19 protein-coding genes are annotated in these 21,507 nt (G+C 65.8%); 12 read left to right on the forward strand and 7 right to left on the reverse strand.

Going from position 1 to position 21,507, the window contains the following annotated elements:
• Nucleotides 1-54: 54 nt before the first annotated feature.
• Entirely contained in the window at nucleotides 55-1,005 is a 951-nt protein-coding gene (locus tag DOM56_RS13605) for an ABC transporter substrate-binding protein (RefSeq protein WP_110709631.1), read from the forward strand.
• 62 nt (nucleotides 1,006-1,067) lie between these two features.
• Here DOM56_RS13605 and DOM56_RS13610 read toward each other — a convergent pair whose 3' ends face one another.
• Nucleotides 1,068-1,889, reverse strand: coding sequence for an alpha/beta hydrolase fold domain-containing protein (locus DOM56_RS13610; protein WP_110709633.1), 822 nt, complete (start codon nucleotides 1,887-1,889; stop codon nucleotides 1,068-1,070).
• 154 nt (nucleotides 1,890-2,043) lie between these two features.
• Between DOM56_RS13610 and mtgA the strand changes: the two genes are divergently transcribed.
• On the forward strand, nucleotides 2,044-2,751 hold the full coding sequence (gene mtgA, locus DOM56_RS13615; RefSeq protein ID WP_110709636.1) for a monofunctional biosynthetic peptidoglycan transglycosylase: 708 nt from the start codon (nucleotides 2,044-2,046) through the stop codon (nucleotides 2,749-2,751).
• Between the two features lie 15 nt (nucleotides 2,752-2,766).
• Here the strand turns inward: mtgA and DOM56_RS13620 are convergent, their stop codons facing one another.
• On the reverse strand, nucleotides 2,767-3,462 hold the full coding sequence (locus DOM56_RS13620; RefSeq protein WP_110709638.1) for a GntR family transcriptional regulator: 696 nt from the start codon (nucleotides 3,460-3,462) through the stop codon (nucleotides 2,767-2,769).
• Between the two features lie 282 nt (nucleotides 3,463-3,744).
• Between DOM56_RS13620 and DOM56_RS13625 the strand changes: the two genes are divergently transcribed.
• The 4 genes from DOM56_RS13625 to DOM56_RS13640 all read left to right on the forward strand — a co-directional run bounded on the left by DOM56_RS13625 (nucleotide 3,745) and on the right by DOM56_RS13640 (nucleotide 10,925).
• Nucleotides 3,745-5,016 carry an aminotransferase class V-fold PLP-dependent enzyme gene (locus DOM56_RS13625; RefSeq protein ID WP_110709641.1) on the forward strand — a complete coding sequence of 424 codons (1,272 nt, stop codon included), beginning with the start codon at nucleotides 3,745-3,747 and terminating at the stop codon, nucleotides 5,014-5,016.
• A 12-nt stretch (nucleotides 5,017-5,028) separates the two neighbouring features.
• Entirely contained in the window at nucleotides 5,029-8,076 is a 3,048-nt protein-coding gene (locus tag DOM56_RS13630; protein WP_110709644.1) for an FAD-binding and (Fe-S)-binding domain-containing protein, read from the forward strand.
• 264 nt (nucleotides 8,077-8,340) lie between these two features.
• Nucleotides 8,341-9,900 (forward strand): sodium/solute symporter, encoded by a 1,560-nt coding sequence (locus tag DOM56_RS13635; protein ID WP_110709646.1) that lies wholly within the window; start codon nucleotides 8,341-8,343, stop codon nucleotides 9,898-9,900.
• 95 nt (nucleotides 9,901-9,995) lie between these two features.
• Nucleotides 9,996-10,925 carry a Gfo/Idh/MocA family oxidoreductase gene (locus DOM56_RS13640; RefSeq protein ID WP_110709648.1) on the forward strand — a complete coding sequence of 310 codons (930 nt, stop codon included), beginning with the start codon at nucleotides 9,996-9,998 and terminating at the stop codon, nucleotides 10,923-10,925.
• 234 nt (nucleotides 10,926-11,159) lie between these two features.
• Here DOM56_RS13640 and DOM56_RS13645 read toward each other — a convergent pair whose 3' ends face one another.
• The 4 genes from DOM56_RS13645 to DOM56_RS13660 all read right to left on the reverse strand — a co-directional run bounded on the left by DOM56_RS13645 (nucleotide 11,160) and on the right by DOM56_RS13660 (nucleotide 15,246).
• Nucleotides 11,160-12,461: a TRAP transporter large permease subunit gene (locus tag DOM56_RS13645; RefSeq protein ID WP_110709651.1), complete on the reverse strand. Its 1,302-nt coding sequence runs from the start codon at nucleotides 12,459-12,461 to the stop codon at nucleotides 11,160-11,162.
• A 55-nt stretch (nucleotides 12,462-12,516) separates the two neighbouring features.
• Nucleotides 12,517-13,080, reverse strand: coding sequence for a TRAP transporter small permease (locus DOM56_RS13650; protein ID WP_110603127.1), 564 nt, complete (start codon nucleotides 13,078-13,080; stop codon nucleotides 12,517-12,519).
• Between the two features lie 79 nt (nucleotides 13,081-13,159).
• Nucleotides 13,160-14,158 (reverse strand): TRAP transporter substrate-binding protein, encoded by a 999-nt coding sequence (locus tag DOM56_RS13655; RefSeq protein WP_110709653.1) that lies wholly within the window; start codon nucleotides 14,156-14,158, stop codon nucleotides 13,160-13,162.
• A gap of 119 nt (nucleotides 14,159-14,277) precedes the next feature.
• On the reverse strand, nucleotides 14,278-15,246 hold the full coding sequence (locus tag DOM56_RS13660; RefSeq protein WP_110603131.1) for a LysR family transcriptional regulator: 969 nt from the start codon (nucleotides 15,244-15,246) through the stop codon (nucleotides 14,278-14,280).
• Between the two features lie 304 nt (nucleotides 15,247-15,550).
• Between DOM56_RS13660 and DOM56_RS13665 the strand changes: the two genes are divergently transcribed.
• The 3 genes from DOM56_RS13665 to DOM56_RS13675 are packed head-to-tail and all read left to right on the forward strand — an operon-like array spanning nucleotide 15,551 to nucleotide 17,975.
• Entirely contained in the window at nucleotides 15,551-16,303 is a 753-nt protein-coding gene (locus DOM56_RS13665; protein ID WP_110709655.1) for a 5-oxoprolinase subunit PxpA, read from the forward strand.
• 53 nt (nucleotides 16,304-16,356) lie between these two features.
• Entirely contained in the window at nucleotides 16,357-17,031 is a 675-nt protein-coding gene (locus DOM56_RS13670; protein ID WP_232822297.1) for an allophanate hydrolase subunit 1, read from the forward strand.
• A complete protein-coding gene (locus DOM56_RS13675; protein ID WP_232822298.1) occupies nucleotides 17,031-17,975 on the forward strand; it encodes a biotin-dependent carboxyltransferase family protein in 945 nt (314 codons plus the stop codon). Before DOM56_RS13670 ends, DOM56_RS13675 begins: the two co-directional genes overlap by 1 nt.
• 70 nt (nucleotides 17,976-18,045) lie before the next feature.
• On the opposite strand, the gene DOM56_RS13680 is transcribed toward DOM56_RS13675, so the two are convergent.
• Complete coding sequence (locus tag DOM56_RS13680) at nucleotides 18,046-18,498, reverse strand: DUF4174 domain-containing protein (protein WP_110709659.1); 453 nt, start codon at nucleotides 18,496-18,498, stop codon at nucleotides 18,046-18,048.
• A 183-nt stretch (nucleotides 18,499-18,681) separates the two neighbouring features.
• On the opposite strand from DOM56_RS13680, the gene DOM56_RS13685 reads away from it, so the two are divergent.
• The 3 genes from DOM56_RS13685 (at nucleotide 18,682) to DOM56_RS13695 (ending at nucleotide 21,484) form a co-directional block, all read left to right on the forward strand.
• A complete protein-coding gene (locus DOM56_RS13685) occupies nucleotides 18,682-19,599 on the forward strand; it encodes a MurR/RpiR family transcriptional regulator (protein WP_110709661.1) in 918 nt (305 codons plus the stop codon).
• Nucleotides 19,600-19,645: 46 nt separating this feature from the next.
• Entirely contained in the window at nucleotides 19,646-20,941 is a 1,296-nt protein-coding gene (locus tag DOM56_RS13690; RefSeq protein ID WP_110709663.1) for an aminotransferase class I/II-fold pyridoxal phosphate-dependent enzyme, read from the forward strand.
• Nucleotides 20,942-21,100: 159 nt separating this feature from the next.
• Entirely contained in the window at nucleotides 21,101-21,484 is a 384-nt protein-coding gene (locus DOM56_RS13695; protein ID WP_110603142.1) for a DUF4168 domain-containing protein, read from the forward strand.
• The last annotated feature ends 23 nt before the right edge of the window (nucleotides 21,485-21,507 follow it).

Consider the following 21,507-nt stretch of genomic DNA (forward strand, 5'->3'; position numbering starts at 1 on the left):
CGGGAGGGGCACAGTAGAAGAGTTCATTCGATAACAACTCAAGGGAGAGGACTCATGACCAGAGCAACACGCTCGAGGGCGAAGCGTCGTCTGGTGGCCGCGGTGCTGCCGTTGGCACTGCTGACGGCAGGATCGGCGCAGGCCGATCTCGACCAGGTGCGTCTAGGTGTCTCGCCGTGGCCCGGAGTCACGGTCAAGACCGAGATTGCCGCTCAACTGCTCGACGCCATGGGCTACCGTACCGAACAGAAGGAGCTGGCGGTGGGGGTCATCCTCAACGGACTGGCCAACGGCCAGTTGGATGCCTATCTGGGCAACTGGTATCCGGTGCAGCAGGAGATGACCGAACCGCTGCTCGACTCGGGGCGTCTGGCCCACGCCGCGGCCAACATCAGCAACGCCAACTCGGGGCTGGTGGTGCCGTCCTACGTCCATGAGGCGGGGGTCGACAGCGTGGCCGATCTCGATCGCTTCAAGGATCGATTCGACGGCAAGATCCAGGGCATCGAAGCGGGTACCGGCATCAACGACGCCATCCTGGAGGCGATCGCCGAGGACAAGGCCGGGCTCGGCGACTGGCAGCTGCAGGAGAGCTCCACCGCGGCGATGCTGGCCTTTGCCGGGCAGAAGATCGCCGATCACGAGTGGGTGACGTTCGTCGGCTGGGAGCCGCACTGGATGAACGTCAACTACGACCTCTACTACCTGAAGGATGCCGACGACAGTGGCGTCGCCGATATCGTCAGCACGGTATGGACCCTGGTGCCGGGCGATCTCGAGCAGCAGGATGCCAATCTCTACCGCTTCTTCTCCCAGTACCAGGTCGATATCGCCGACCAGAACGATTGGGTCTACCAGTACAGTCACGAAGAGCGCCCCGCCGACGAGGTGGCCAGCGAGTGGATTCGTGCCCACTACGATACCGTGAGTCAGTGGCTGGACGGCGTGACGACCAAGGATGGGGACCCCGCCATCGACGCCGTCAAGGCGCAGCTGGATAGCTGACCGCGGGGGCATTCGAGAACCGGCCGTTCGCTGAAGGCATCGAAGACAGCCAGATGGAATGGCTACGCGTCCTCGAGCCGTCGCGCGATCGCCTGGCAGAAGTCCTGCCAGGCGATCTGCATTGGCGCCAACTCCGCGTGGCCATGCAGCGCCGAGTGGACCATGCCGGGCGCGCGGCGATAGCCCACCGAGGCGCCGGCGTGGCGCCACGCCTCGACCGCCGCCTCCAGCGGGCGAGTGAGCGGGTCGCGCTCGACTGCCAGTGCCTCGATCGCTGGCGTGGGCGGGTGCCCGCCGGGGATCGCCGGCACGTCCGGCGCCGCCATCCGCCACAGCGACAGCACGTCGGCTCGCGACAGCAGCGGGGCATCCTTGCCCAGCGTTTCCGCGGTGGGCGTTCCCACCACCGGATAGATCAGGCCGAGCAAGCCTTGCCATTCACCATCATGGGCGACATCGATCGCCAGCCGGCCACCCGCGCTGTCGCCAATGACGGCGACAGGGGCGGAGGTCTCGACGACGGCCCGGCAATCCGCCAGCGCCTCCGCGTAGCTCGCTTCCGGTAGCAACCGGTAGTCGACGCTGACGACCTCGCGCTGCAGGCGCTCGGCCAGATCGGCGGTGATGCCGTGATGACTGTCGACCGAGCCCAGGTACCAGCCGCCGCCGTGGAGGTAGACGACAACGCCGGAGTGGCAGCGAGCCGGCTGAAAGCGGCGGACCTTGACGGCGGCGAGACGCTCGTCGCTAACCCGCATCCCAGCCGGGTCGGCGGGGCGCCTGCGGGCGTGCAGGGCTTCATACTCCCGACGTTTCGTCGTCACCGGCGCCTCGGGATCGGCCTCGCCGAGGCTGAACTGGTGGATGAAATCCTCGATCCGCATCGGGTATCCTCTCTCGGTGGCTGCGGCCAACACGGTAGTCGGCCCACTGGCGTCACGCCAGCGCCTGCGTTGCGTCGAGACGATCGCGACCAACCCCTGCCAGCAAGCCCTTGTTATACTGGGTGTCCACTTCCTCGAACACGAGCTCCCGTTCATGCCGTCAGGTTGGCCGCGCACGCTTCTTCGCTATCTGGTGATCGCCATCGCGGCCTTCGTGGGTTTGTCGGTGCTGTTCGTGCTGGTGTTTCGCTTCGTGCCGGTATTCGGCTCGATGGTGATGGTGGAGCGCAAGGTGAGTTCATGGTTCCACGGTGACAACCTGGCCATCGAACAGCAGTGGGAGCCGTGGTCGCGACTCTCGGACAACGCCAAGCTGGCGGTGATGGCGGGGGAGGATCAGCGCTTCCCCGATCACTGGGGCTTCGATACCGACCAGATTCGCCGCGCGCTCACCTCGTGGTCGGATGGCGGCGATCTGCGCGGCGCCAGCACGCTGAGCCAGCAGACCGCCCGCAACCTGTTCCTGTGGACGGGCCGCAGTTGGGTCCGCAAGGGCTTGGAAGCCTGGTTCACGCTGCTGCTGGAGGCGCTGTGGCCCAAGCAGCGCATCCTCGAGGTCTACCTCAACATTGCCGAGTGGGATACCGGGGTGTTCGGGCTGGAAGCCGCGGCGCAGCACTATTTCGGCACCTCCGCCGCCAATCTCAGCGTGCCGCAGGCGAGTCGGCTCGCCGCGATTCTGCCCAACCCGCGCGGCTGGAGCGCGTCTCGGCCCTCCGCGTACGTCCAGCAGCGGGCGGCCTGGATCCAGCGCCAGATGCGCAATCTCGGCGGCACCGCCTTCCTGCAGCGGCTCGACTGACGCCCCCCGGCCGGCTCAGCCGTCGGCCCAGTCGGCCAGCACCGCGTCGCGCTTCTCCAGCAGGTGGCGCTCCATCAAGGCGCCCAAGGCGGGCCCGTCACGCGCTTCCAGCGCACGCATCATGTCGCGGTGCTCTTCCACCGCCTTGCGCCACTTGGCTTCGGAGCGATTGGAAGAGAGCCGCAGCGGATGGAGGCGCCGGTTGAGCGACAGGTAGGTCTGGCGCAGGGCGTCGTTGCGGGCGGCCCGGTTGATCAGGTCGTGAATGCGCTGGTTGGCATGGTAGTAGGCGGGCAGGTCATGGCGCTGCCAGTGGCCCAGCATCGCCTCATGGGCCTCGCGCACGTCCGCCAGCTCTTCCGCGGTGATCCTGAGCGATGCCAGTTCGCCGGAGAAACGCTCCAGCGCGCTCATCAGCTCGAAGGTGTCGTGAATCTCCTGGCGGGTCATGCGGGTCACGAAAGTGCCGTAGTTGGGCGAGATCGTCACCAGTTTCTCGGCGGCCAGCACGCGCAGCGCCTCGCGTAGCGGGGTGCGCGACACCGCCAGCCGCTCGGCCAGTTCGCGCTCGTTGATCCGCTCGCCGGGTTCCAGGCCGCCTTCGGTGATCAGGTCGTGTAGCCGCTCCACGATCTTGTCGTGCAGCGCGGCGCGCTCGATGCGCAGTGGTCGGGTGGCGAGGCCGAGCGCGGTATCGTCGGATGTCTGCATGCATTGAACCCTGTCGGTTTCCCTTCTTTCTATCGCAAGCGTTCGATCATGGCTACTGCGCAGGCGGTTGAACGAACCCTTCTGCGTCCCCGCGGACGGCCGCCACGCCCGCTTTTCACGCACCTGATCGTGGCCTGCGACTTATGTCGTGGTTTGTCGGCGCACGATTATTCGGCATATTGCGTAATGAATGCAAAAAACAATGTGAAGTGATCTTCTGCTTCACACCCCTAAGCTTCACCCCCAGGCCCCATCCCTGGCTTCACCTCTGGAGATGCCGTCATGCTCGAGCTGGACCAACACCCCTCCGGTCGCCATTTTCTGCAGATTCCGGGACCGTCGCCCGTGCCGGATCGCATCCTGCGGGCGATGAGCCTGCCGACCATCGATCATCGAGGTCCGGAGTTCGGCGAACTGGGCCTGAAGGTACTGGGAGGCATTCGCAAGATATTCCAGACCCAGCACCCGGTGATCATCTACCCGGCATCAGGAACGGGGGCGTGGGAAGCGGCACTCTCCAATACCCTCAGTCCCGGCGATTCGGTGCTGATGTTCGAGACCGGGCATTTCGCCACGCTGTGGAAGCAGATGGCTCTGCGACTCGGGCTCCAGCCGGAGTTCCTCTCCCTGACGGAATCGCAGAGCTGGCGTCATGGCGTACAGCCGAAGCTGATCGAGGCGCGCCTGCAGCAAGACCGCGAGCATCGGATCAAGGCGGTGTGCGTGGTGCACAACGAGACCTCCACCGGGGTGACCAGCGATATCGCCGCGGTGCGCCGGGCCATCGATGCCGCCGACCATCCGGCGCTGCTGCTGGTCGATACCATCTCGGGCCTGGCGAGCGCCGACTACCGTCACGACGAGTGGGGCGTCGACGTCAGCGTCTCCGGCTCCCAGAAGGGGTTGATGCTGCCACCCGGAGTCAGTTTCAACGCGCTGTCGCCCAAGGCGATCGAAGCCAGTCAGCGCTCGACCCTGCCCCGGGGATTCTGGGCCTGGGACGAGATTCTCACCGCCAACGCCAACGGCTACTGGCCTTACACGCCGAACACCAATCTGCTCTACGGCCTCGCCGAGGCGTTGGACATGCTGCTGGGGGAGGGGCTGGAGCAGGTCTTCGCCCGTCACGAGCGCTGGGGAGAGGGCGTCCGGCGCGCGGTCAACGCCTGGGGACTGGAGATCCAGTGCCAGGAGCCAGCGCTCTATTCGCCGGTGCTGACGGGCGTGGTGACGCCGGAGGGTATCGATGCCGACGAGGTTCGTCGGACCATCTACGACCGGTTCGATCTGTCGCTGGGGACGGGACTCGGCAAGGCCAAGGGGCGCATGTTCCGCATCGGCCATCTCGGCGACTGCAACGACCTGACCCTGATCGCCACCCTCGGTGGCTGCGAGGCCGGGCTCAAGCTCTGTGGGGTCGAACTGTTCGGCAGCGGCATGCAGGCCGCGCTCGACTTCTTCGCCGACAACCCGGCGCCCGGCACGCCGGCGGCCCGTAAGCTGGCGGCTGATGCGCCGACGGGGCAGCCACAGGCGGATGCCGTCCGCGCCTGACAGGAGATCGCCATGAGCGTGATGCCGAAGAGCCCGGTGGCGCGGCAGCCAAGACGTGCCGCCATGAGCGAATTCGAAGAGCGGCTGCGGCGCGAGCTGAAGGGCGAGGTGGCGTTCGACGCCGGATCGCGGGGTCGCTACGCCACCGACGCCTCGATCTATCAGATCATGCCGCTGGGCGTGGTGGTGCCGAGGGATCCGCAGGACCTGTCGCTGGCACTGGAGGTCGCGCGCGATTTCGGGGCGCCGGTGCTGCCGCGCGGCGGCGGCACCAGCCAGTGCGGGCAGACCGTCAACGAGGCGCTGGTGATCGACACCAGTCGCTGGTTGACCGGCATCGGCGAGCTGGATGTCGAGGCGCGCACCGTCTCGGTGGAGCCGGGCGTGGTGCTCGATCATCTCAACGCCTGGCTCAAGCCCCACGGACTCTGGTTTCCGGTGGACGTCTCCACCTCGGCGCAGTGCACGCTGGGCGGCATGGCCGGCAACAACTCCTGCGGCTCACGCTCGATCCGCTACGGCAACATGGTTCACAACGTGCTGGGGCTCGAAGCGACGCTGGCGGATGGCCGCGAGGCGGTTTTCGGCCGGTTCGACGAGATCGCACCCGGCTCGGCCCTGGCGGGGCTGGCCGACTCGGTGGCGGCGATCATGCAGCGAGAGGCGGCGGCGATCCGCGAACACTATCCACAGGTGTTGCGGCGGGTGGGGGGCTACAACCTGGACCTGCTCGACTGCCGCAATCCGATCCCCTACGACGCCGAAGGCCGGGCCAATTTCGCCCACCTGCTGATCGGTTCGGAGGGGACGCTGGCGTTCACGCGCCGGCTGACCCTGAAGCTGTCGCCGCTGCCGGTGCACAAGGTACTCGGCGTGGTCAATTTCCCGACCTTCTACCAGGCGATGGACATGACCCAGCACATCGTCGAGCTGGGTCCCGCGGCGGTGGAACTGGTCGATCGCACCATGATCGAACTGGCGCTGGAGAATCCGGCGTTTCGGCCGACGGTGGAGAAGTCGCTGATCGGGCGTCCGGACGCGCTGTTGCTGGTGGAGTTCGCTGGCGAGAGTCTCGACTCGCAGCTGCGCCAGCTGAAAGCGCTGGAGACGCTGATGGGCGACCTGGGGCTGCCGGGCAGCGTCGTCGGGCTGGAGTCGGGAGCCGAGCAGGCGGCGCTGTGGAACGTGCGCAAGGCCGGGCTCAATATCATGATGAGCATGAAGGGCGACGGCAAGCCGGTCTCGTTCATCGAGGACTGCGCCGTGCCGCTCGAGCACCTGGCCGAATATACCGAGCAGTTGACCGACGTCTTCCATCGCCACGGTACCGAGGGCACTTGGTACGCCCACGCCAGTGTCGGCACGCTTCACGTGCGGCCGATTCTCGACATGCGCCGCGGCGGCGCCGCCAAGATGCGTGCGATTGCGGAGGAGGCCTCCGAACTGGTTCGGCGCTACAAGGGGGCCTACTCGGGAGAACACGGCGACGGCATCTGCCGCGGCGAATGGGTGGCGTGGCAGTTCGGCGCGGAGCTCGATGCCGCCTTCGGCGAGATCAAGCGGCTGTTCGATCCGGACAACCGTTTCAACCCCAACAAGATCGTCGACACGCCGCGGATGGACGACGCCCGGCTGTTCCGCTTCCCCGCCGATCACCAGATCCTTGCGGTGGCCACCGAACTCGACTGGTCGGCCTGGAACGTGACCCGTGATCCGCTGAGCGGCGAGCTGGGCGAACCCGGCAGCGGCGGCGATCCGGCGCACGGCCTCGCCAAGGCGGTGGAGATGTGCAACAACAATGGCCACTGTCGCAAGTTCGATGCGGGTACCATGTGCCCCAGCTATCGGATCAGTCGCGATGAACGCCACCTGACCCGCGGCCGCGCCAATACGCTGCGGCTGGTACTGTCGGGCAAGATCGGCGATCGCGGCCTGGCCAGCGACGAAGTCGCCGAGACCCTGGACCTGTGTGTCTCCTGCAAGGGGTGCAAGCGCGACTGCCCGACCGGCGTCGACATGGCCAAGTTCAAGATCGAGGCCCGCGCGGCACGAGCCAAGGAGCGTGGCCTGGGGTGGCGCGACCGGCTGATCTCCGAGCTGCCGCGCTACGCGCCCTGGATGCGCCATGTCGGTCGTGTCGCCGCGCGTGTCGAGGACGTCTCCTGGCTGGGGGGACGTGCCAAGCGCTGGCTCGGGTTCGCCGAGGCGAGATCGCTGCCGATCTTTGCCGGTGACTATCTCCGAACGACACGGCGAGCGGCGAGGGATGATGCGCCCCGCCCTGGGTCGTCTCCGGTCGCAGAAGTGGTGCTGTTCGTCGATACCTTCAACAACTATTTCGAGGGTGACAACGCGGCGGCGGCACGCCGCGTGCTGGAAGCCGCGGGCTATCGGGTCCATTTCAACGTCCTCGAAAGTGAACGGCCGCTGTGCTGCGGCAGGACCTACCTGGCGGCGGGCCGAGTGGATCGCGCCAGGCAGGAAGCGCGGCGCACGCTGGAGGCGTTGATGCCCTACGTCGAGCGGGGCGTGAAGATCGTCGGGCTCGAGCCCTCGTGCCTGCTCACGCTACGCGACGAGTTTCTGCACTTTGGTTTTGGTGAGGAGGGTTTGGGTGATGAGGCCACACGGCTGGCGGATGCCGCCATGCTGTTCGAAGAGTTTCTGGTAGCGGAGAAGCAGGCGGGACGGCTGAAGCTGGAGCTCGCGCCGCTGGCGGTCGGCCGGGCCAAGGTCCACGGTCACTGTCATCAGAAGGCCTTCGACGCCTTCACCCCGGTGATGACGGTGCTGGGCTGGATCCCGGAACTCGAGGTCGAGGCGATCGTCTCTTCGTGCTGCGGCATGGCGGGCAGTTTCGGCTACGAGGCGGAACACCTCGATGCCTCACGTCAGATGGCGGAGCTCTCGTTGCTGCCGGCGGTGCGCGAAGCGGGAGACGACACCTGGATCGTGGCCGACGGCACCAGCTGCCGGCACCAGATTCTCGACGGCGCCGGGCGCGAGGCGCTGCACGTTGCCCGGGTGTTGGCGGCGGCATTGCCGATGCCTGCCGATTAGACATTGGTCGCGTTTCGCTGCCGGGCGCGCCTGGCCTGGCAGGCTCTGCCATGGGCGATATCAAGGCGCCCGTCGGGTTCCGGCGGGCGCCTCGTGCGTCTTTACAGGGTGCAACTCGCTGTCACGAAATGGAATTCTGCCGAGTCGCTGGCTACTCTGAAGCCTTGGCGGGCCGCTCGTGCCCGCCAACGGCGCGGAGCGCCCACGCTCGCCGCCGCCGTTATCGCTTATGACAATAGCCAATGACAAAAAGCGAACGCTCTCATGGAAGATCTTCAATTCTGGGATTTCGCGGTCATCGTCGCCTACTTCGTGATCGTCACCTTCATCGGCTACAAGACGGCTCGGGGCAAGACGACGCCGGAAGAGTTGTTTCTGGCCGGGAGAAGCCTCGGCCCCCTGGCAATCGGCTTTTCGCTGTTCGCCTCCAATATCTCCTCGGACACGCTGATCGGCCTGCCCGGGGCTGCCTACCAGCACGGCATCTCCGCCGCCAACTACGAATGGATGGCGGGCGTGGTGCTGATGTTCACTGCCATCTTCGTGCTGCCGGTACTGATGCGGGCCCGTGTCACCACCATGCCGGAACTGATGGAGCGGCGCTTCGATTCCAGGCTGCGCAAGTATCTCTCGGTCATCACGCTGTTTCTGTCGATCATTCTCGATACCGCCGGCACCCTCTATGCCGGCGGCCTGATCGTGACCACCTTCATCCCCGGCACCAACCTGTGGGAGGTGTGCGCGCTACTGGCGCTGTTTACCAGTATCTACACCGCCTTTGGCGGGCTGCGCGCGGTGGTCTATACCGACGTGATGCAGGCCTGCGTGCTGATCGGCGGGTCGGCGGCGATGACCTGGATCATCTTCGGCCACTTCGACTACAGCTGGTCGACGGTCAAGGAGGCGGTGAGTCCGGAGAAACTGTCGCTGATTCGGCCGCTGGACGACCCCAGCGTGCCATGGCTCGGCCTGATCACCGGGGTGCCGATCGTCGGCTTCTACTACTGGAGCATGAACCAGTATGTCGTGCAGCGCTTGCTGGGCGCGCGGGACATTCAGGCGGCGGGGCGGGCTTCGATCTTCGCCGCGGCGCTGAAACTGTTGCCGATCTTCATCATGACCATCCCCGGGGCCATGGTGATCCCGCTGTTGCCGGGGCTGGAACATCCCGACCAGGTCTATCCGAAGATGGTCCAGGAGTTCACGCCGACCGGCCTTACCGGGCTGATCCTGGCCGGCCTGATCGCGGCGCTGATGTCGACGCTTTCCTCGACGCTCAACTCCTCGGCGACCCTGTTGACACTGGATTTCATCAAGCCGGCCAGGCCCAACCTCAGCGATGCCCAACTGGCCAGATGGGGGCGCATCTGTACCTTTATCCTGGCCGCCATCGCTGCCCTCTGGGGGCCGATGATCCAGTACTTTTCGGGGCTGTGGGCGTATCTGCAGCAGGTGTTCGCTTTCGTCGCGTCGCCGCTGGTGGCGACCTTCCTGATGGGGTTGTGGATCAAGTCGCTGGGGTCGTCGGCGGCACTGCGGGGGCTGGCCAGTGGTCACGCGCTCAGTGCGGTGCTGTTCGTGCTGGTGGAGACCGGCGTGCTGCCGATTCACTTCACCATCATCGGTGGCATTCTGTTCGCGGCCACGGCGCTGTTCACCTGGTTCTGGATGAGACGACTCGGTGCCAGCGATCGGCCAGGCCGCGACGATGCGCATATCGCGGTCATCGCCAAAGAGGGATTGGAGCGGGTACCTCGCGATGTCATGATCGGCATCGCCATCGTCTCGGCGCTCACCGCCATCATCGTCTATCTGCTGCGCTGAGGGCGCCGCCGGGGCCGCTTCTCTTTCCAGGGTCGCTCGGCATGCCAATGCCGAGCGGCTTTTGATTTCCAGGCTGTTATTCACAAGGACCTGTCATGGACATCCTTCGCCTCGCGATCGTGGGCTACGGCAAGATCGCCCGCGACCAGCACCATCCGGCCATCGCCAATGACCCCCGCCATCGACTGGCGGCCGTTGCCAGTCGCAACGCCTCCGTGCCCGAGGTGGCGAATTTCGAAAGCCTCGAGGCGCTGCTGGATCAGGGCCCCGAGATCGACGCGGTCTCGCTGTGCACGCCGGCCGGGGTTCGTACCCAGCAGGCGCGGTTGGCGATGGCCCACGGCAAGCACGTGATGCTGGAGAAACCGCCCGGCGCCACGCTGGCAGAGATCGAGACGCTGCGTGAGGAGGCCGAGCGCTACGGCGTCACGCTGTTCGCTTCCTGGCACTCCCGGCATGCCCACGGGGTGGCGGGAGCGAAGCGCTGGCTGGTGGAGCGCCAGATTCGCGGTGTCGAGATCGAATGGAAGGAGGACGTGCGCGTCTGGCATCCGGGCCAGGCCTGGATCTGGCAGCCGGGCGGCATGGGCGTGTTCGATCCAGGCATCAACGCCCTGTCGATCGCCACCGAGATCCTGCCGCGTCCGTTCCACCTGGTCGACGCCCAGTTGCAGGTGCCCGGCAACTGCCAGACGCCGATCGCGGCGTCGCTGGATTTCATCGACGGCGACGACGTGCCGATCCACGCCGAGTTCGACTTCCGCCAGCAGGGCACCCCGCCGATCTGGGAGATTCATGTCGAGACCGACGCCGGGCGGCTGACGCTGGAAGCGGGCGGCAGGCGGCTGCTGATCGACGGCGAACTGCAGGAGGAAGGTCCCGATGCGGAGTACGCCGGACTCTATGCGCGTTTCGCCGAACTGATTGCCGAGGGCCGCTCCGACGTCGACGTCAGCCCGTTCCGGCATGTCGCCGACTCGCTGATGCTGGGATACCGCCACACGGTAGAGGATTTCGTCGAATAGGCTACGAGCGACGAGCTACGAGCGACGGGCGACGGGCGACGGGCGACGGGCGACGGGCTACGGGCGACGAGCGACGGGCTTCGGGCTACGAGCGACGAGCTTCGGGCTACGAGCGACGAGCTTCGGGCTAAGAAAAGGGCCAGCGACTGATGTCGCTGGCCCTTTTCTTCTCTATGAGCACATGCTGATTTTCGCGGCTCGCGGCTCGCGGCTCGCGGCTCGCGGCTCGCGGCGTCAGCGGTTCATCGCCTGCGGCAGGTAGAGCACGATCTCCGGGAAGGTCCGCATCAGCACGATGGCAAACAGCATCAGCAGGAAGAACGGCAGGGTCGCTTTGGCGATGGTGAAGATGTTCTTGCCGGTGAGCCCCTGAATCACGAACAGGTTGAAGCCGACCGGTGGGGTGATCTGCGAGATTTCCACCACGATCACCAGATAGATGCCGAACCAGATCGGGTCGATGCCGGCGGCGTTGATCAACGGCATGATGATCGAGGTCACCAGCAGGATCAGCGAGATGCCGTCGAGGAAGCAGCCCAGCACCAGCAGGAACAGTGTCAGCATCACCAGCAGCACGTTGGGCGACAGTCCCATCGCGGCGATGGCGCTGGCCAACTGCGTGGGCAACTGGGTGAAGCTCATGGCCGACGACAAGAACGAGGCACCGGCGATGATGAACGCGATCATGCAGGAGGTGCGCAGTCCGGCGAACATCGACTCCAGGAAGATCGACTTGTCGAAGTGGCCGTTGAAGCGCGCGATGATCATCGACAGTACCACGCCCACCGCGGCCGCCTCGGTGGGGGAGGCGACGCCACCGTAGATGCTGCCGAGGATGCCGCCGATCAATACCAGCAGCGGGATCAGCCGCCAGCTGTTCCTGACCTTGTCGAGAAACGGCATCGGCGCTTCGGCGTGCCCCGCGCCGCCGCGCCTGCCGACGGTCAGCGACCAGATGACCAGGTAGACCATGAACAGTGCCAGCAGCAGCAGACCGGGCCCGACTCCCGCCATGAACAGGCGTGAGATCGACTGCTCGGTGACCACGCCATAGACGATCATCATGATCGACGGCGGGATCAGCAGGCCCAGGGTGGAGGCGCTGGCCAGGGTGCCGATCGCCAGTGTCTCGCTGTAGCCGCGACGCTCGAGCTCGGGCAGCGTCATCTTGCCGACGGTGGCACAGGTCGCGGCGGAGGAGCCGCAGACTGCCGCGAACAGCCCGCTGCCGATGATATTGGAGTGCAGCAGCCGGCCCGGGAGGCGGTTGAGCCAGGGTGACAGCGCGCGGAACATGTTGTCGGCCAGCCCGGATCGGAACAGGATCTCGCCCATCCATACGAACATCGGCAGGGCGGTCAGGTCCCAGCCGTAGCTGGCGCCCCAGAAGTCGGAGGCGAGGATGGGGCCGACCTCGAAGCTCGAGAAGCCGGTCAGCGCGATCCAGCCGGTGCCGAGCAGGGCGAAGGCGATCCATACGCCGCCGCCGAGCAGGATCGCGAGGGTAAAGAGCGTTGCAAGACTGAGCGTGAGCACGAGTCGATACCTCGGTTCGGATTCTTGTTGGAGGCGTCATCAGCCGGCGACGGCGTCACTCGCCGCCGAAGTCGTCGTTGTCGCCTGGGGCCACGTAGCGCGAGGGCGCGGTCACGGCTTGCTGCAGCGTCGTCAGCAGCGCTTCCAGCAGGGCCAGGCAGAGCAGCGCCAGGCCGACGACGAGGACGGTCTGGGGGATCCACAGCGGAATCGCCATCAGCCCCGCGGAGACGTCGCCGTAGTCGAGGCTCTCCCGGATCAGGCCGATCACTTCCCAGCTGAGCAGGGCGCTGAGTGCCAGCGCGATCGCCAGGCACGCCACTTCGCACCAGACCCGGGTCGCTGCCGGCAGACGGGCAATGACCAGCGTGACGCGGATATGGGCGTGATGGGTGAAGGTGTAGGCGAGGCTCAGGAAGGTGGCGCCGACCAGCAGGTAGGAGGCGATCTCCGAGACGCCGCTGATCTCGTAGCCGAGGCGGCTGGCACCGACCAGCACCAGCACGGCGTCGAGACAGCGCAGCAGTACCTGTAGCGTGACCATGGCGCAGATCGCCAGCATGCAGGCCGCGGCGCCCCAGGCGCCAAGCCGGTATAGCGGATTCAGTCTGAAGGTCATGACGGAGACTCACCGGGTGTGAGTGGAAACAGCCCAAGCAATCGGGAGGCCCGCGCCAAGGCGGGCCTCGTGATGGACATTACTGGCTCTGCTTGGCCTGGCGTTCACGGTAGCGATCGACCAGTTGCTGGGCCTGATCGCCGGCGCGAGCCTGCCAGTCTTCGAACAGCTTCTGGCCGGCGGCCTTCAACTGCTGCTGGAGCGTCTCGTTGGGCTCGCTCACGGTGACGCCATGGGACTCGAGGGTCTTGGCGCTCTCGGCGCTGTCTTGCTTGCTCATCTGCCAGCCGCGCTGCTCGGCCTTGGCGGCGGCGTCGAGAACGGCCTTCTGGGCGGCGGCGTCGAGACGATCGAAGGCGCGCTTGTTGACGAAGACGATGTTCTTCGGCAGCCACAGGTTGGCATCGCTGTAGTTCGACACGTAATCCCACGCCGACATGGACTTGCCGGTGGAGACCGAGGTGATCATGGCGTCGACGCGGCCGGTGCTGAAGGCGGTGGGAATATCCGCTTCCTCGGTCTGGGTCGGGATGCCGCCCAGATTCTCGACGAAGCGCTGGGTGTTGATGTTCGGCGCGCGGACCCGCAGGCCCTCGAACTGGGAGGCATCGGTCAGCTCGAAATCGGTGTAGATGCCCTGGGCCGGCCACGGCACCGCGTACAGCGGCATCAGCCCCTCCTTGGCGAAGAGCTCGGTGATGATCGGCTTGGAGGCCTGCCACAGGTCGTAGGCATCGGCGTAGCTGCCGGCCAGGCCGGGCAACGTATCGACTTCGTAGATCGGCGATTCGTTGGAGAGCGTGGAGAGGAATATCTCGCCGGCCTGGACCGTGCCGCGGCGCACGGAAGGCTTGATCTCGGCGTGGCTGATCAGCGAGCCGCCGCTGTGCACGTTGATCGTCAGTTCGCCATCCGTCGCGTCGGCGACATCCTCGGCGAACTGCTTGGTGTTCTGGGTATGGAAGCTGGCGTCGCCGTAGGGGGTGGCAAGATTCCACTGGTCGGCAAGGGCCGGTGTCGCGACGGCGAGCGATCCCGCCACGGCGATCGTCAACAGTTGGACATGGGGTATGCGCATCGTTGGATTCCGTTTGTTATTGAAAGGTCTTCCTGCACGCCGCTTGTTATTGAAAGGGGTCGTGCCCGGGACATGGGACCTCTGCATTCTTCAAGTCGGCCGGCGATGGCGTCAAATCGTTAATTCTTATCCAAACTATCGGGCCAGACTTTCACCTCCTCCCACTGCCCGTCGCCGACGTGATCCGGGGAATGCTCCGCGGCGTAGCGGGCGGCGCACTCCTGGGCGAGACGGGTGACACCCCGGCAGAAGCTGGGATAGCTGCTGGTGCGCCAGATCGCGTCGTAGAACATCGCCGGCAGCGGCGTGGGCAGCGCCAGACGCAACAGCTCGCCGCGCTCGCAAGCGTCCGACACCGTGGAGACCGGGAGCGATCCGATGCCGACGCCGTCGATGCTCATGCGGACGATGGTCATCAGCGTGGTGGCGCAGTGGATCTTGGGCTCGTCGATGCCGAGTTCGGCCAGATAGGCCACGAGCTCGCCATAGGGGCGTGCCAGCTTGCTGAACGAGACGAACGGCAGGCGGGACAGCGCCGACACGCCGCCCTGGCGCAGGCGCTCGGCATGCTGTGGTGCCACGAACAGGCCCATCTCGTAGGTGGCCAGTGGCAGTTGGGTCACCGATAGCCCGGGGGCGACACCGTCCATGGCGAAGATCATGTCGAGATCGTTGTCTGCCAGGCGCTGCTGCAGCACCGGCGAGATATCCACGGTGAGTTCGATGGTGAGCTGCGGATGGCGTTCGGCCAGTTGGGTCAGGAAGGTGCTGAACCAGCTGTGGGCGATGGTCTCGATGACCCCGAGCCGCAGCGTGCCGGAAAAGTCCTCCTGATTCTGGAACAGTTGCAGCGCCTCCTCGCGGCTGTCCAGCAGGCGTTCTGCGTGGGCGTAGAACTCCCGACCGCGCAGCGTCGGCTGCACCGGTCGGGCGCTGCGATCGAGCAGCGACTCTCCGACTGCCGCCTCCAGCCGGGTGATGCGGTCGGAGATCGACGGCTGGGTCAGGTGCAGGCGCGCTGCCACCTTGCGAAACGAGCCCAGCCTGACGATCCAGACGAAGGCTTCGAGCTCCTTGAAGTCGAACATGAGGGGTCTCGTACTCGAAAGCGGGATGGTCGATTCTTCGGCGCGGCGCCGTGAACGTCAACTCTCCCCCCGCGTATGGGCCGGCATCGCGTGATGGGGATGAAAGATTGCGCCGATACTGCGCATCGCGAAAAACGATTGGACCCTGCGGCTGGCGTTTTCCTAAAGTGCAGAGATGCCACTTCGGGGTGCCCATCGCCCACGGCTCTCTTTTGAAAGTCCTGCCCGGCAGGCTTTTCTGAAGCGGGTCGTGGCGATGGATCCCGAGGCTGGACTTCCTACAACAACGATACGAGGTAATGCGATGCGCGCGCCCCTGCTCAACTGCGACATGGGTGAAAGTTTCGGCAACTGGGCGTTAGGGCTCGATGAACAGGCGATGCCGTTCGTCGATTGTGCCAATATCGCCTGCGGTTTTCATGCCTCCGACCCCGACGTCATGCGCAAGACCGTGGCGCTGGCCGTGGCCCACGGGGCGAAAATCGGTGCGCATCCAGGCTATCCCGATCTGATGGGGTTCGGTCGCCGCTCGATGGCCTGTTCGCCACAGGAGGTCGAGAACCTGATGCTCTACCAGATCGGTGCCCTGGAGGCGTTCTGTCGCGCCGAGGGTACCCGTATCCAGTACGTCAAGCCGCACGGCGCGCTCTACAATGACATGGCCGGCGACTTCGATCTGCTGCGGGCGGCAATGCAGGCGGTGGTTCGTTACGATCGGGACCTGCCGCTGCTGGTGATGTCCACCGCCAACCCCGGACCGGTGCGCGAACTGGCCGCGGAGATGGGCGTGACGCTGTGGTTCGAAACCTTCGCCGACCGCGCCTACGACGCCAGGGGGCACCTGGTCTCGCGGCGTCTCCCGGGGGCGGTGCACCACGATCGCGACGCCATCGTCGAGCAGGCCGTGGCCCTGGCCAAGGGCGAGCCGCTGATCGCTGATGACGGCAGCGAGCTGCGACTGCCCGCCGATACGCTGTGTGTCCACGGCGACAATGCCGAGTCCGTGGCGGCGGTGAAAGCCATTCGAGAAGCCTTCCAGCGGTTGGCGGACGCATGAGTCGGTCACCTTCCCCCGTCCTCTCGCTCTCTTTCGGTATGGAAACGGTCGGCATGGACGCTCTGATCGTCAGGCTGTTCGATGCCATCGACGAGGCGCACATGCCCTGGATCCTGGCCGCCGACAATGCCCTGCGGGAACGCTTCGGCGAGGTGCTGATCGACCTGGTTCCGTCCTATACCACGCTACTAGTGCACTACGATGTGACCCGACTCTCCCTGGGCGAGGCCAGGCAGTGGGTCGGAGAGGCCCTGCAAGGGCTGGAGCCGGCCTCCACCGCAGCCGGGCGAGAGCATCGCATTCCGGTGTGGTACGACGACAGTGTCGGTCCCGAACTCACCCGGATCGCCGAGCGCCTCGGCGTCGATGTCGATGAGGTCGTGCGTCGTCACACCGGTCGTGATTATTGCGCCTTCGCCCTCGGATTCTCCCCCGGCTACGCCTTCATGGGCATGATCGAGGAGAGCCTGGCCACCCCGCGACTGAAGACGCCGAGGCAGAAGGTGGCGGCGGGCAGCGTGGGGATCGCCGAACGCCAGACCGCCATCTATTCGATGCGTTCGCCGGGTGGCTGGAACATCCTGGGCCGCACCGCCGTCGAGCTGTTCGATCGCGACCGGGATGAGATCAGCCTGTTCCGCCCGGGCGATCGGGTGCGATTCGAATCGATCAGCCGCGAGGCTTTCATCGAACAGGGCGGCGACACCACGCCGCTGGAGGAGCGCTGATGGCAATGCCGGAAATTTCCCGGGCGACGAGTGCCGCTCTCGTCGTCGAGGCCACCGGGCCGCTGGCGCTGGTAGAGGACGCCGGCCGCTTCGGCGCCCGCCATCTCGGGGTGACCCAGGGCGGGGCGCTGGACTGGATCTCGCTGGGCTGGGCCAACTGGTTGCTCGGCAACGCGCCGGATGCCGCCGGCATCGAGATCGCCATGGGCGGGTTGAAGCTGCAGGCCGCGAGCCGGATGTCGGTGGCCATCGCGGGTGCCGATCTCGGCGCCACGCGGGATGGCGAGGCGCTGCCCGCCAACGGCAGCTTCGTTCTCGAACCGGGGCAGGTGCTGGCGTTCGACCAGCCCAGGGCGGGGCTGCGCGCCTACCTGGCGTTGCCGGGTGGAATCGATGCCGAACCTTTCATGGGGAGCCTCTCGACCGTCGCCCGCGAGCAACTGGGCGGCCTCGACGGCCGGGGGAGTGCACTTCGGGTCGGCGATCGGTTGATCGCGGCCTCGGACTCTGCCGAAACCCGCGAGATGCCGTTCGCGCCGGTCATGCCGCAGGGGGAGGCCACGCTCGAGCTGGTCACCGGCGCACAGATCGCGCACTTCGATGGTGCCAGCCTGTTCGCGGCTTTCAATCAGGCCTGGCAGGTGGACAGCCGAGCCGACCGCATGGGCGTTCGCCTGACAGGGCCGGCGTTACGCTGTCAGTTGGGGGGCATGATTTCGGAGGGCATCCCGCTGGGCGCGGTCCAGGTCCCGCCGGATGGCCAGCCGATCATCCTGCTCAACGATCGCCAGACCATTGGCGGCTACCCGCGTCTAGGGGCGCTGTCCCCCATTGCCTGTGCGCGTCTCGGGCAGTGCGCGCCAGGCACCTCGATACGGCTCTCTCCGGTCTCTCCCCAGCAGGCGCGGCGAGCCTACCTGCATCAACTCGCGCTATGGCGCTGATCGCGGGCGGGGTCGCTGGCGGACGCTGGCTGGTACGCAAGCGCGTCAGTCGGCGCGCCGTGTTGGCCCCTCAGTCGTCGCCCGACTGGCGCATCGGCATCCTGTCGATGGTGGCGTAGATCTCCTGGAGGTCGACCTCTCCCTGGAGCTGCACTTTCTTGCCGCCATCCTTGCCAACCAGGATCGTCGTCACGCCCTGTGTGGGGCTGACGCCCACGGCATCCAGCAGCGCCCGGGTCTCGTAAGCGCTCATCGGGCGACCATGGCGGGTGCCGCTATCTCCCTCGACCGTATAGAGCACCATGTCCCGATCGTCGAACTGCTCCTGGGTGCGGTCGAGCTGCTGGCGCAGATGCCGGTAAGCGGGTTGTCCCGCATCCGGCGTCACCAGGATGAGCGGGCGGAAGTTCCACTTGTCGGTAATCAGCGGGTTGGCCGGATCGTTGCCGTTCGCCTGAGCCGAAGCCCCCGTCGCGAACGAGACTCCGGCCATCAGTACTCCGGTCATCAACCAGTTTTTCATGGGGGCTCCTCCGAGTGTCGTTTACGAGTTCAGTGGCATTGTGACTTCACAGGATGCTGGGGGTTCAAGCGGGCCGGACTTTCAATAAGCCTATCTTAAGAAAAAATATTTCTAATAAAGCAAAAATATTTGCGGGCAGTGGGATGTCAGGATAATCTCTCAAAACGAAAAAGAGGATGAGCCATGGCCGATTGCGATGGTTTCGCTACGCCGCCAACATCGATAGCCGCCTTGCAGGCACTCTCGATCGCCGCGCGTCGAGGAGAGCCCCAGGCGCCGAAGCTGACGCCGGGAGCGCTCAAGTTGCTCGAGCAGCTGCTTGCCGCCCCGGAGCTGGCGGCCACGCTCAGCATCTCGGCACTGGCGCAGCAGCATGGCGTCAATGCTTCCAGTCTGACCCGGCTTTCGCACGCGTTGGATCTACCGGGGTTCAAGGCCTTTCAGGCCCTGTTTCGCGCCGATGCGACCACCGGCGCCTTCTACTCCACCCGTGCGGAACGCCTGCTCGATCTCGGCCAGATTCCGAAGGACGGCGACCATCCCGTCCAGCGCCAGACACTGTGGCAGGAGGAGATGGGCAACCTCTCCCGAACGGCCAAGGAGCTCGATGAGGCGATGCTGGGGCGCGCCGTCAGGGCGCTGATCGATGCCCGCCGGGTCCACGTCGTCGGCCAGCGCGCCTGCTTCGCGGGGGCACACTACCTGGCCTACTACCTGGCCTACCTGCGCAGCGACGTCCGGCTGGTCGACTCTCTCGGTGGTGTCAACCTCGAGATGGGGCGCGAGTTGGGGGAGGGCGATCTGGTGGTGGGTATCAGCTATCGCCCGGAGACCCGGGTCAGTGTCGATTACTGCCGCCAGGCGCTGGACCAGGGGGCGCGATTGCTCGCGCTGACCAATCAGGCGACCGCGCGTTTGGCCACGATGACCGACATGACGCTACTGGCAGCCGCCGAAGGTCCGTTCTTCTTCAATCCCATGAGCAGCCTGTTCGTGACCATCGAGATGCTGCTCTCGCACATGGCCCATGAGATGGGGGGCGACGCCGTGGCGTCGATCCGCCGACGTGAAGCCTTGATCGCCCGTTGGCAGATCGAGTGACCCTCCCATTCCCGATGGCCCCACCCAACCCAGGAGATCCGTTGTCATGACCGCCCGCCCGGGGCTTGCCTCCGCCCTGTTGAATCAGGCCTATGCCGATGACGCCGGCGCCACGCCGGCATCCGATACTCTGTTGATCAACGAGCAGTCGCGATGGCTGGAGTCTCGCGGCGAGCGCGTCATCAAGTTCGGCTTTGGCCAGTCGCCGTTTCCGGTCTACGGGCCAGCGGTGGAGGCGCTGGCTCGACACGCGGATCAGAAGGCGTATCTTCCCGTTCAGGGACTGCCGACGCTGCGGGATAGCGTCGCCAGTTTTCACAGCGAGCTCGATGGCACGCCCTGGCAGTCATCGCGAGTTCTCGTGGGGCCGGGCAGTAAACTGTTACTGTTCGCCTTGATCAAGGCGTTACCCGAGGCGGAAATCCTGATCCCGGCGCCAGCCTGGGTCTCCTATGCGCCGCAGGCGCGTCTGGCCGGACAGACGGCGACCAAGCTGGCGGCCAGCTTCGACACGCGCTGGCAGATCACGCCGGAGCAGCTCGAGGCGCATTGCCGAGAGGGCGGGAGCCGCACGCGACTGCTGATTCTCAATGCCCCCGGCAACCCGACCGGGTTGTCGCCCGATAGCGAGACGCAGCGCGCGCTGGCCGAGGTGGCCCGACGCCATGGCGTCATCGTGCTGGCGGACGAGATCTACGGCCCGCTCGACCATCACGGATCGCACCGCGCCTTCGCCCGCGACTACCCCGAGGGCACGGTGACCACCAGCGGGCTCTCGAAGTGGTGCGGTGCTGGCGGCTGGCGACTGGGTGTCATGCACGTACCCGACGCGCTGGGCGGCGAGCTGTTCGCGCGCCTGCTCGGCATCGCCTCGGAGACGTGGTCGAGCGTCGCCAGCCCCATTCAGGAGGCAGCCTGCGTCGCGTATCGGATGAGTCCCGAACTGACGAACTACCTCGAGCGTCAGCGGGCCTGGCTGGGCCTGATAGGCCACTGGTGCGCTGGCCGACTGCAGGCGGCCGGCGTACGCACGCTGCTCCCGGATGGCGGCTTCTACCTGTTTCCCGATTTCGACGCTCACCGGGCGGCGCTGGCCGGAATCGGCATCACCACCAGCGCCGAGCTGACCGCCCGACTGCTGAAGGAGACCGGCGTGGCCCTGCTACCGGGGAGCGCATTCGGCTGCGACCCCTCTCAGCTCACGGTGCGCCTGGCCTATGTCGACTTCGATGGCGAGGCGCTGCTGGAGCACTGCCCGCAACGCTACGACGATCCCATGGGACTGCCCGCCCTGGACAAGGTCCGGGGCGGTATCCAGGCCATCGAGGAATGGTTACCATGATCGGCGGTGAGTGGCGGTGGGATGCTCGTCGGCAGTGAAGCGTGCCGATGTTTCCTGGCGATACATTAAATTGCCGGCAGAAACATTTCCGGGGGAACTCTCCCCCCGAAGCGGCATCCCACTATGGCACACGCTTAAAATCGATATCTGGAGGTATTCATGCAAAGGATCACTGCATTTCTCGCGGCGGCAATGATGACGACCGGTCTCGCCAGCGCGCCTGTGATGGCTCAGGAGTCCGCCGACAGCGGTGCCCAGGCGCAGGCTCCTGCGCAAAACTTCTCCGATGACCAGCTCCAGCAGTTCGCTGATGCATCGCAGGACATCGCGATGATCTCTCAGGATTACACCGAGCAGCTGCAGAACGCCTCAGACGAGGGAGAGCAGCAGAAGATTCGTCAGCAAGCCAACGACGAGATGGTTCAGGCGGTCCAGGATAGCGGCATGAGCGTCGAGCAGTTCAACTCGATCGGCCAGGCCATCCAGCAGGACCCGCAACTGATGCAGCGTGTGAAGGGGATGGTGCAGCAGCCCCAGCAGTAAGCACCGAGTGGTCGATCCCAGGG

The sequence above is a fragment of the Salinicola sp. CR57 genome (genome assembly GCF_003206585.1).
Taxonomy (GTDB): domain Bacteria; phylum Pseudomonadota; class Gammaproteobacteria; order Pseudomonadales; family Halomonadaceae; genus Salinicola; species Salinicola lusitanus.

What these genes read in the sequence shown, in the direction of transcription:
- DOM56_RS13605 (WP_110709631.1), top strand. Translation starts at nt 55, where the DNA reads ATGACCAGAGCAACACGCTCGAGGGCGAAGCGTCGTCTGGTGGCCGCG.
- DOM56_RS13610 (WP_110709633.1), bottom strand. Translation starts at nt 1,889, where the DNA reads ATGCGGATCGAGGATTTCATCCACCAGTTCAGCCTCGGCGAGGCCGAT.
- mtgA (WP_110709636.1), top strand. Translation starts at nt 2,044, where the DNA reads ATGCCGTCAGGTTGGCCGCGCACGCTTCTTCGCTATCTGGTGATCGCC.
- DOM56_RS13620 (WP_110709638.1), bottom strand. Translation starts at nt 3,462, where the DNA reads ATGCAGACATCCGACGATACCGCGCTCGGCCTCGCCACCCGACCACTG.
- DOM56_RS13625 (WP_110709641.1), top strand. Translation starts at nt 3,745, where the DNA reads ATGCTCGAGCTGGACCAACACCCCTCCGGTCGCCATTTTCTGCAGATT.
- DOM56_RS13630 (WP_110709644.1), top strand. Translation starts at nt 5,029, where the DNA reads ATGAGCGTGATGCCGAAGAGCCCGGTGGCGCGGCAGCCAAGACGTGCC.
- DOM56_RS13635 (WP_110709646.1), top strand. Translation starts at nt 8,341, where the DNA reads ATGGAAGATCTTCAATTCTGGGATTTCGCGGTCATCGTCGCCTACTTC.
- DOM56_RS13640 (WP_110709648.1), top strand. Translation starts at nt 9,996, where the DNA reads ATGGACATCCTTCGCCTCGCGATCGTGGGCTACGGCAAGATCGCCCGC.
- DOM56_RS13650 (WP_110603127.1), bottom strand. Translation starts at nt 13,080, where the DNA reads ATGACCTTCAGACTGAATCCGCTATACCGGCTTGGCGCCTGGGGCGCC.
- DOM56_RS13655 (WP_110709653.1), bottom strand. Translation starts at nt 14,158, where the DNA reads ATGCGCATACCCCATGTCCAACTGTTGACGATCGCCGTGGCGGGATCG.
- DOM56_RS13660 (WP_110603131.1), bottom strand. Translation starts at nt 15,246, where the DNA reads ATGTTCGACTTCAAGGAGCTCGAAGCCTTCGTCTGGATCGTCAGGCTG.
- DOM56_RS13665 (WP_110709655.1), top strand. Translation starts at nt 15,551, where the DNA reads ATGCGCGCGCCCCTGCTCAACTGCGACATGGGTGAAAGTTTCGGCAAC.
- DOM56_RS13670 (WP_232822297.1), top strand. Translation starts at nt 16,357, where the DNA reads ATGGACGCTCTGATCGTCAGGCTGTTCGATGCCATCGACGAGGCGCAC.
- DOM56_RS13675 (WP_232822298.1), top strand. Translation starts at nt 17,031, where the DNA reads ATGGCAATGCCGGAAATTTCCCGGGCGACGAGTGCCGCTCTCGTCGTC.
- DOM56_RS13680 (WP_110709659.1), bottom strand. Translation starts at nt 18,498, where the DNA reads ATGAAAAACTGGTTGATGACCGGAGTACTGATGGCCGGAGTCTCGTTC.
- DOM56_RS13685 (WP_110709661.1), top strand. Translation starts at nt 18,682, where the DNA reads ATGGCCGATTGCGATGGTTTCGCTACGCCGCCAACATCGATAGCCGCC.
- DOM56_RS13690 (WP_110709663.1), top strand. Translation starts at nt 19,646, where the DNA reads ATGACCGCCCGCCCGGGGCTTGCCTCCGCCCTGTTGAATCAGGCCTAT.
- DOM56_RS13695 (WP_110603142.1), top strand. Translation starts at nt 21,101, where the DNA reads ATGCAAAGGATCACTGCATTTCTCGCGGCGGCAATGATGACGACCGGT.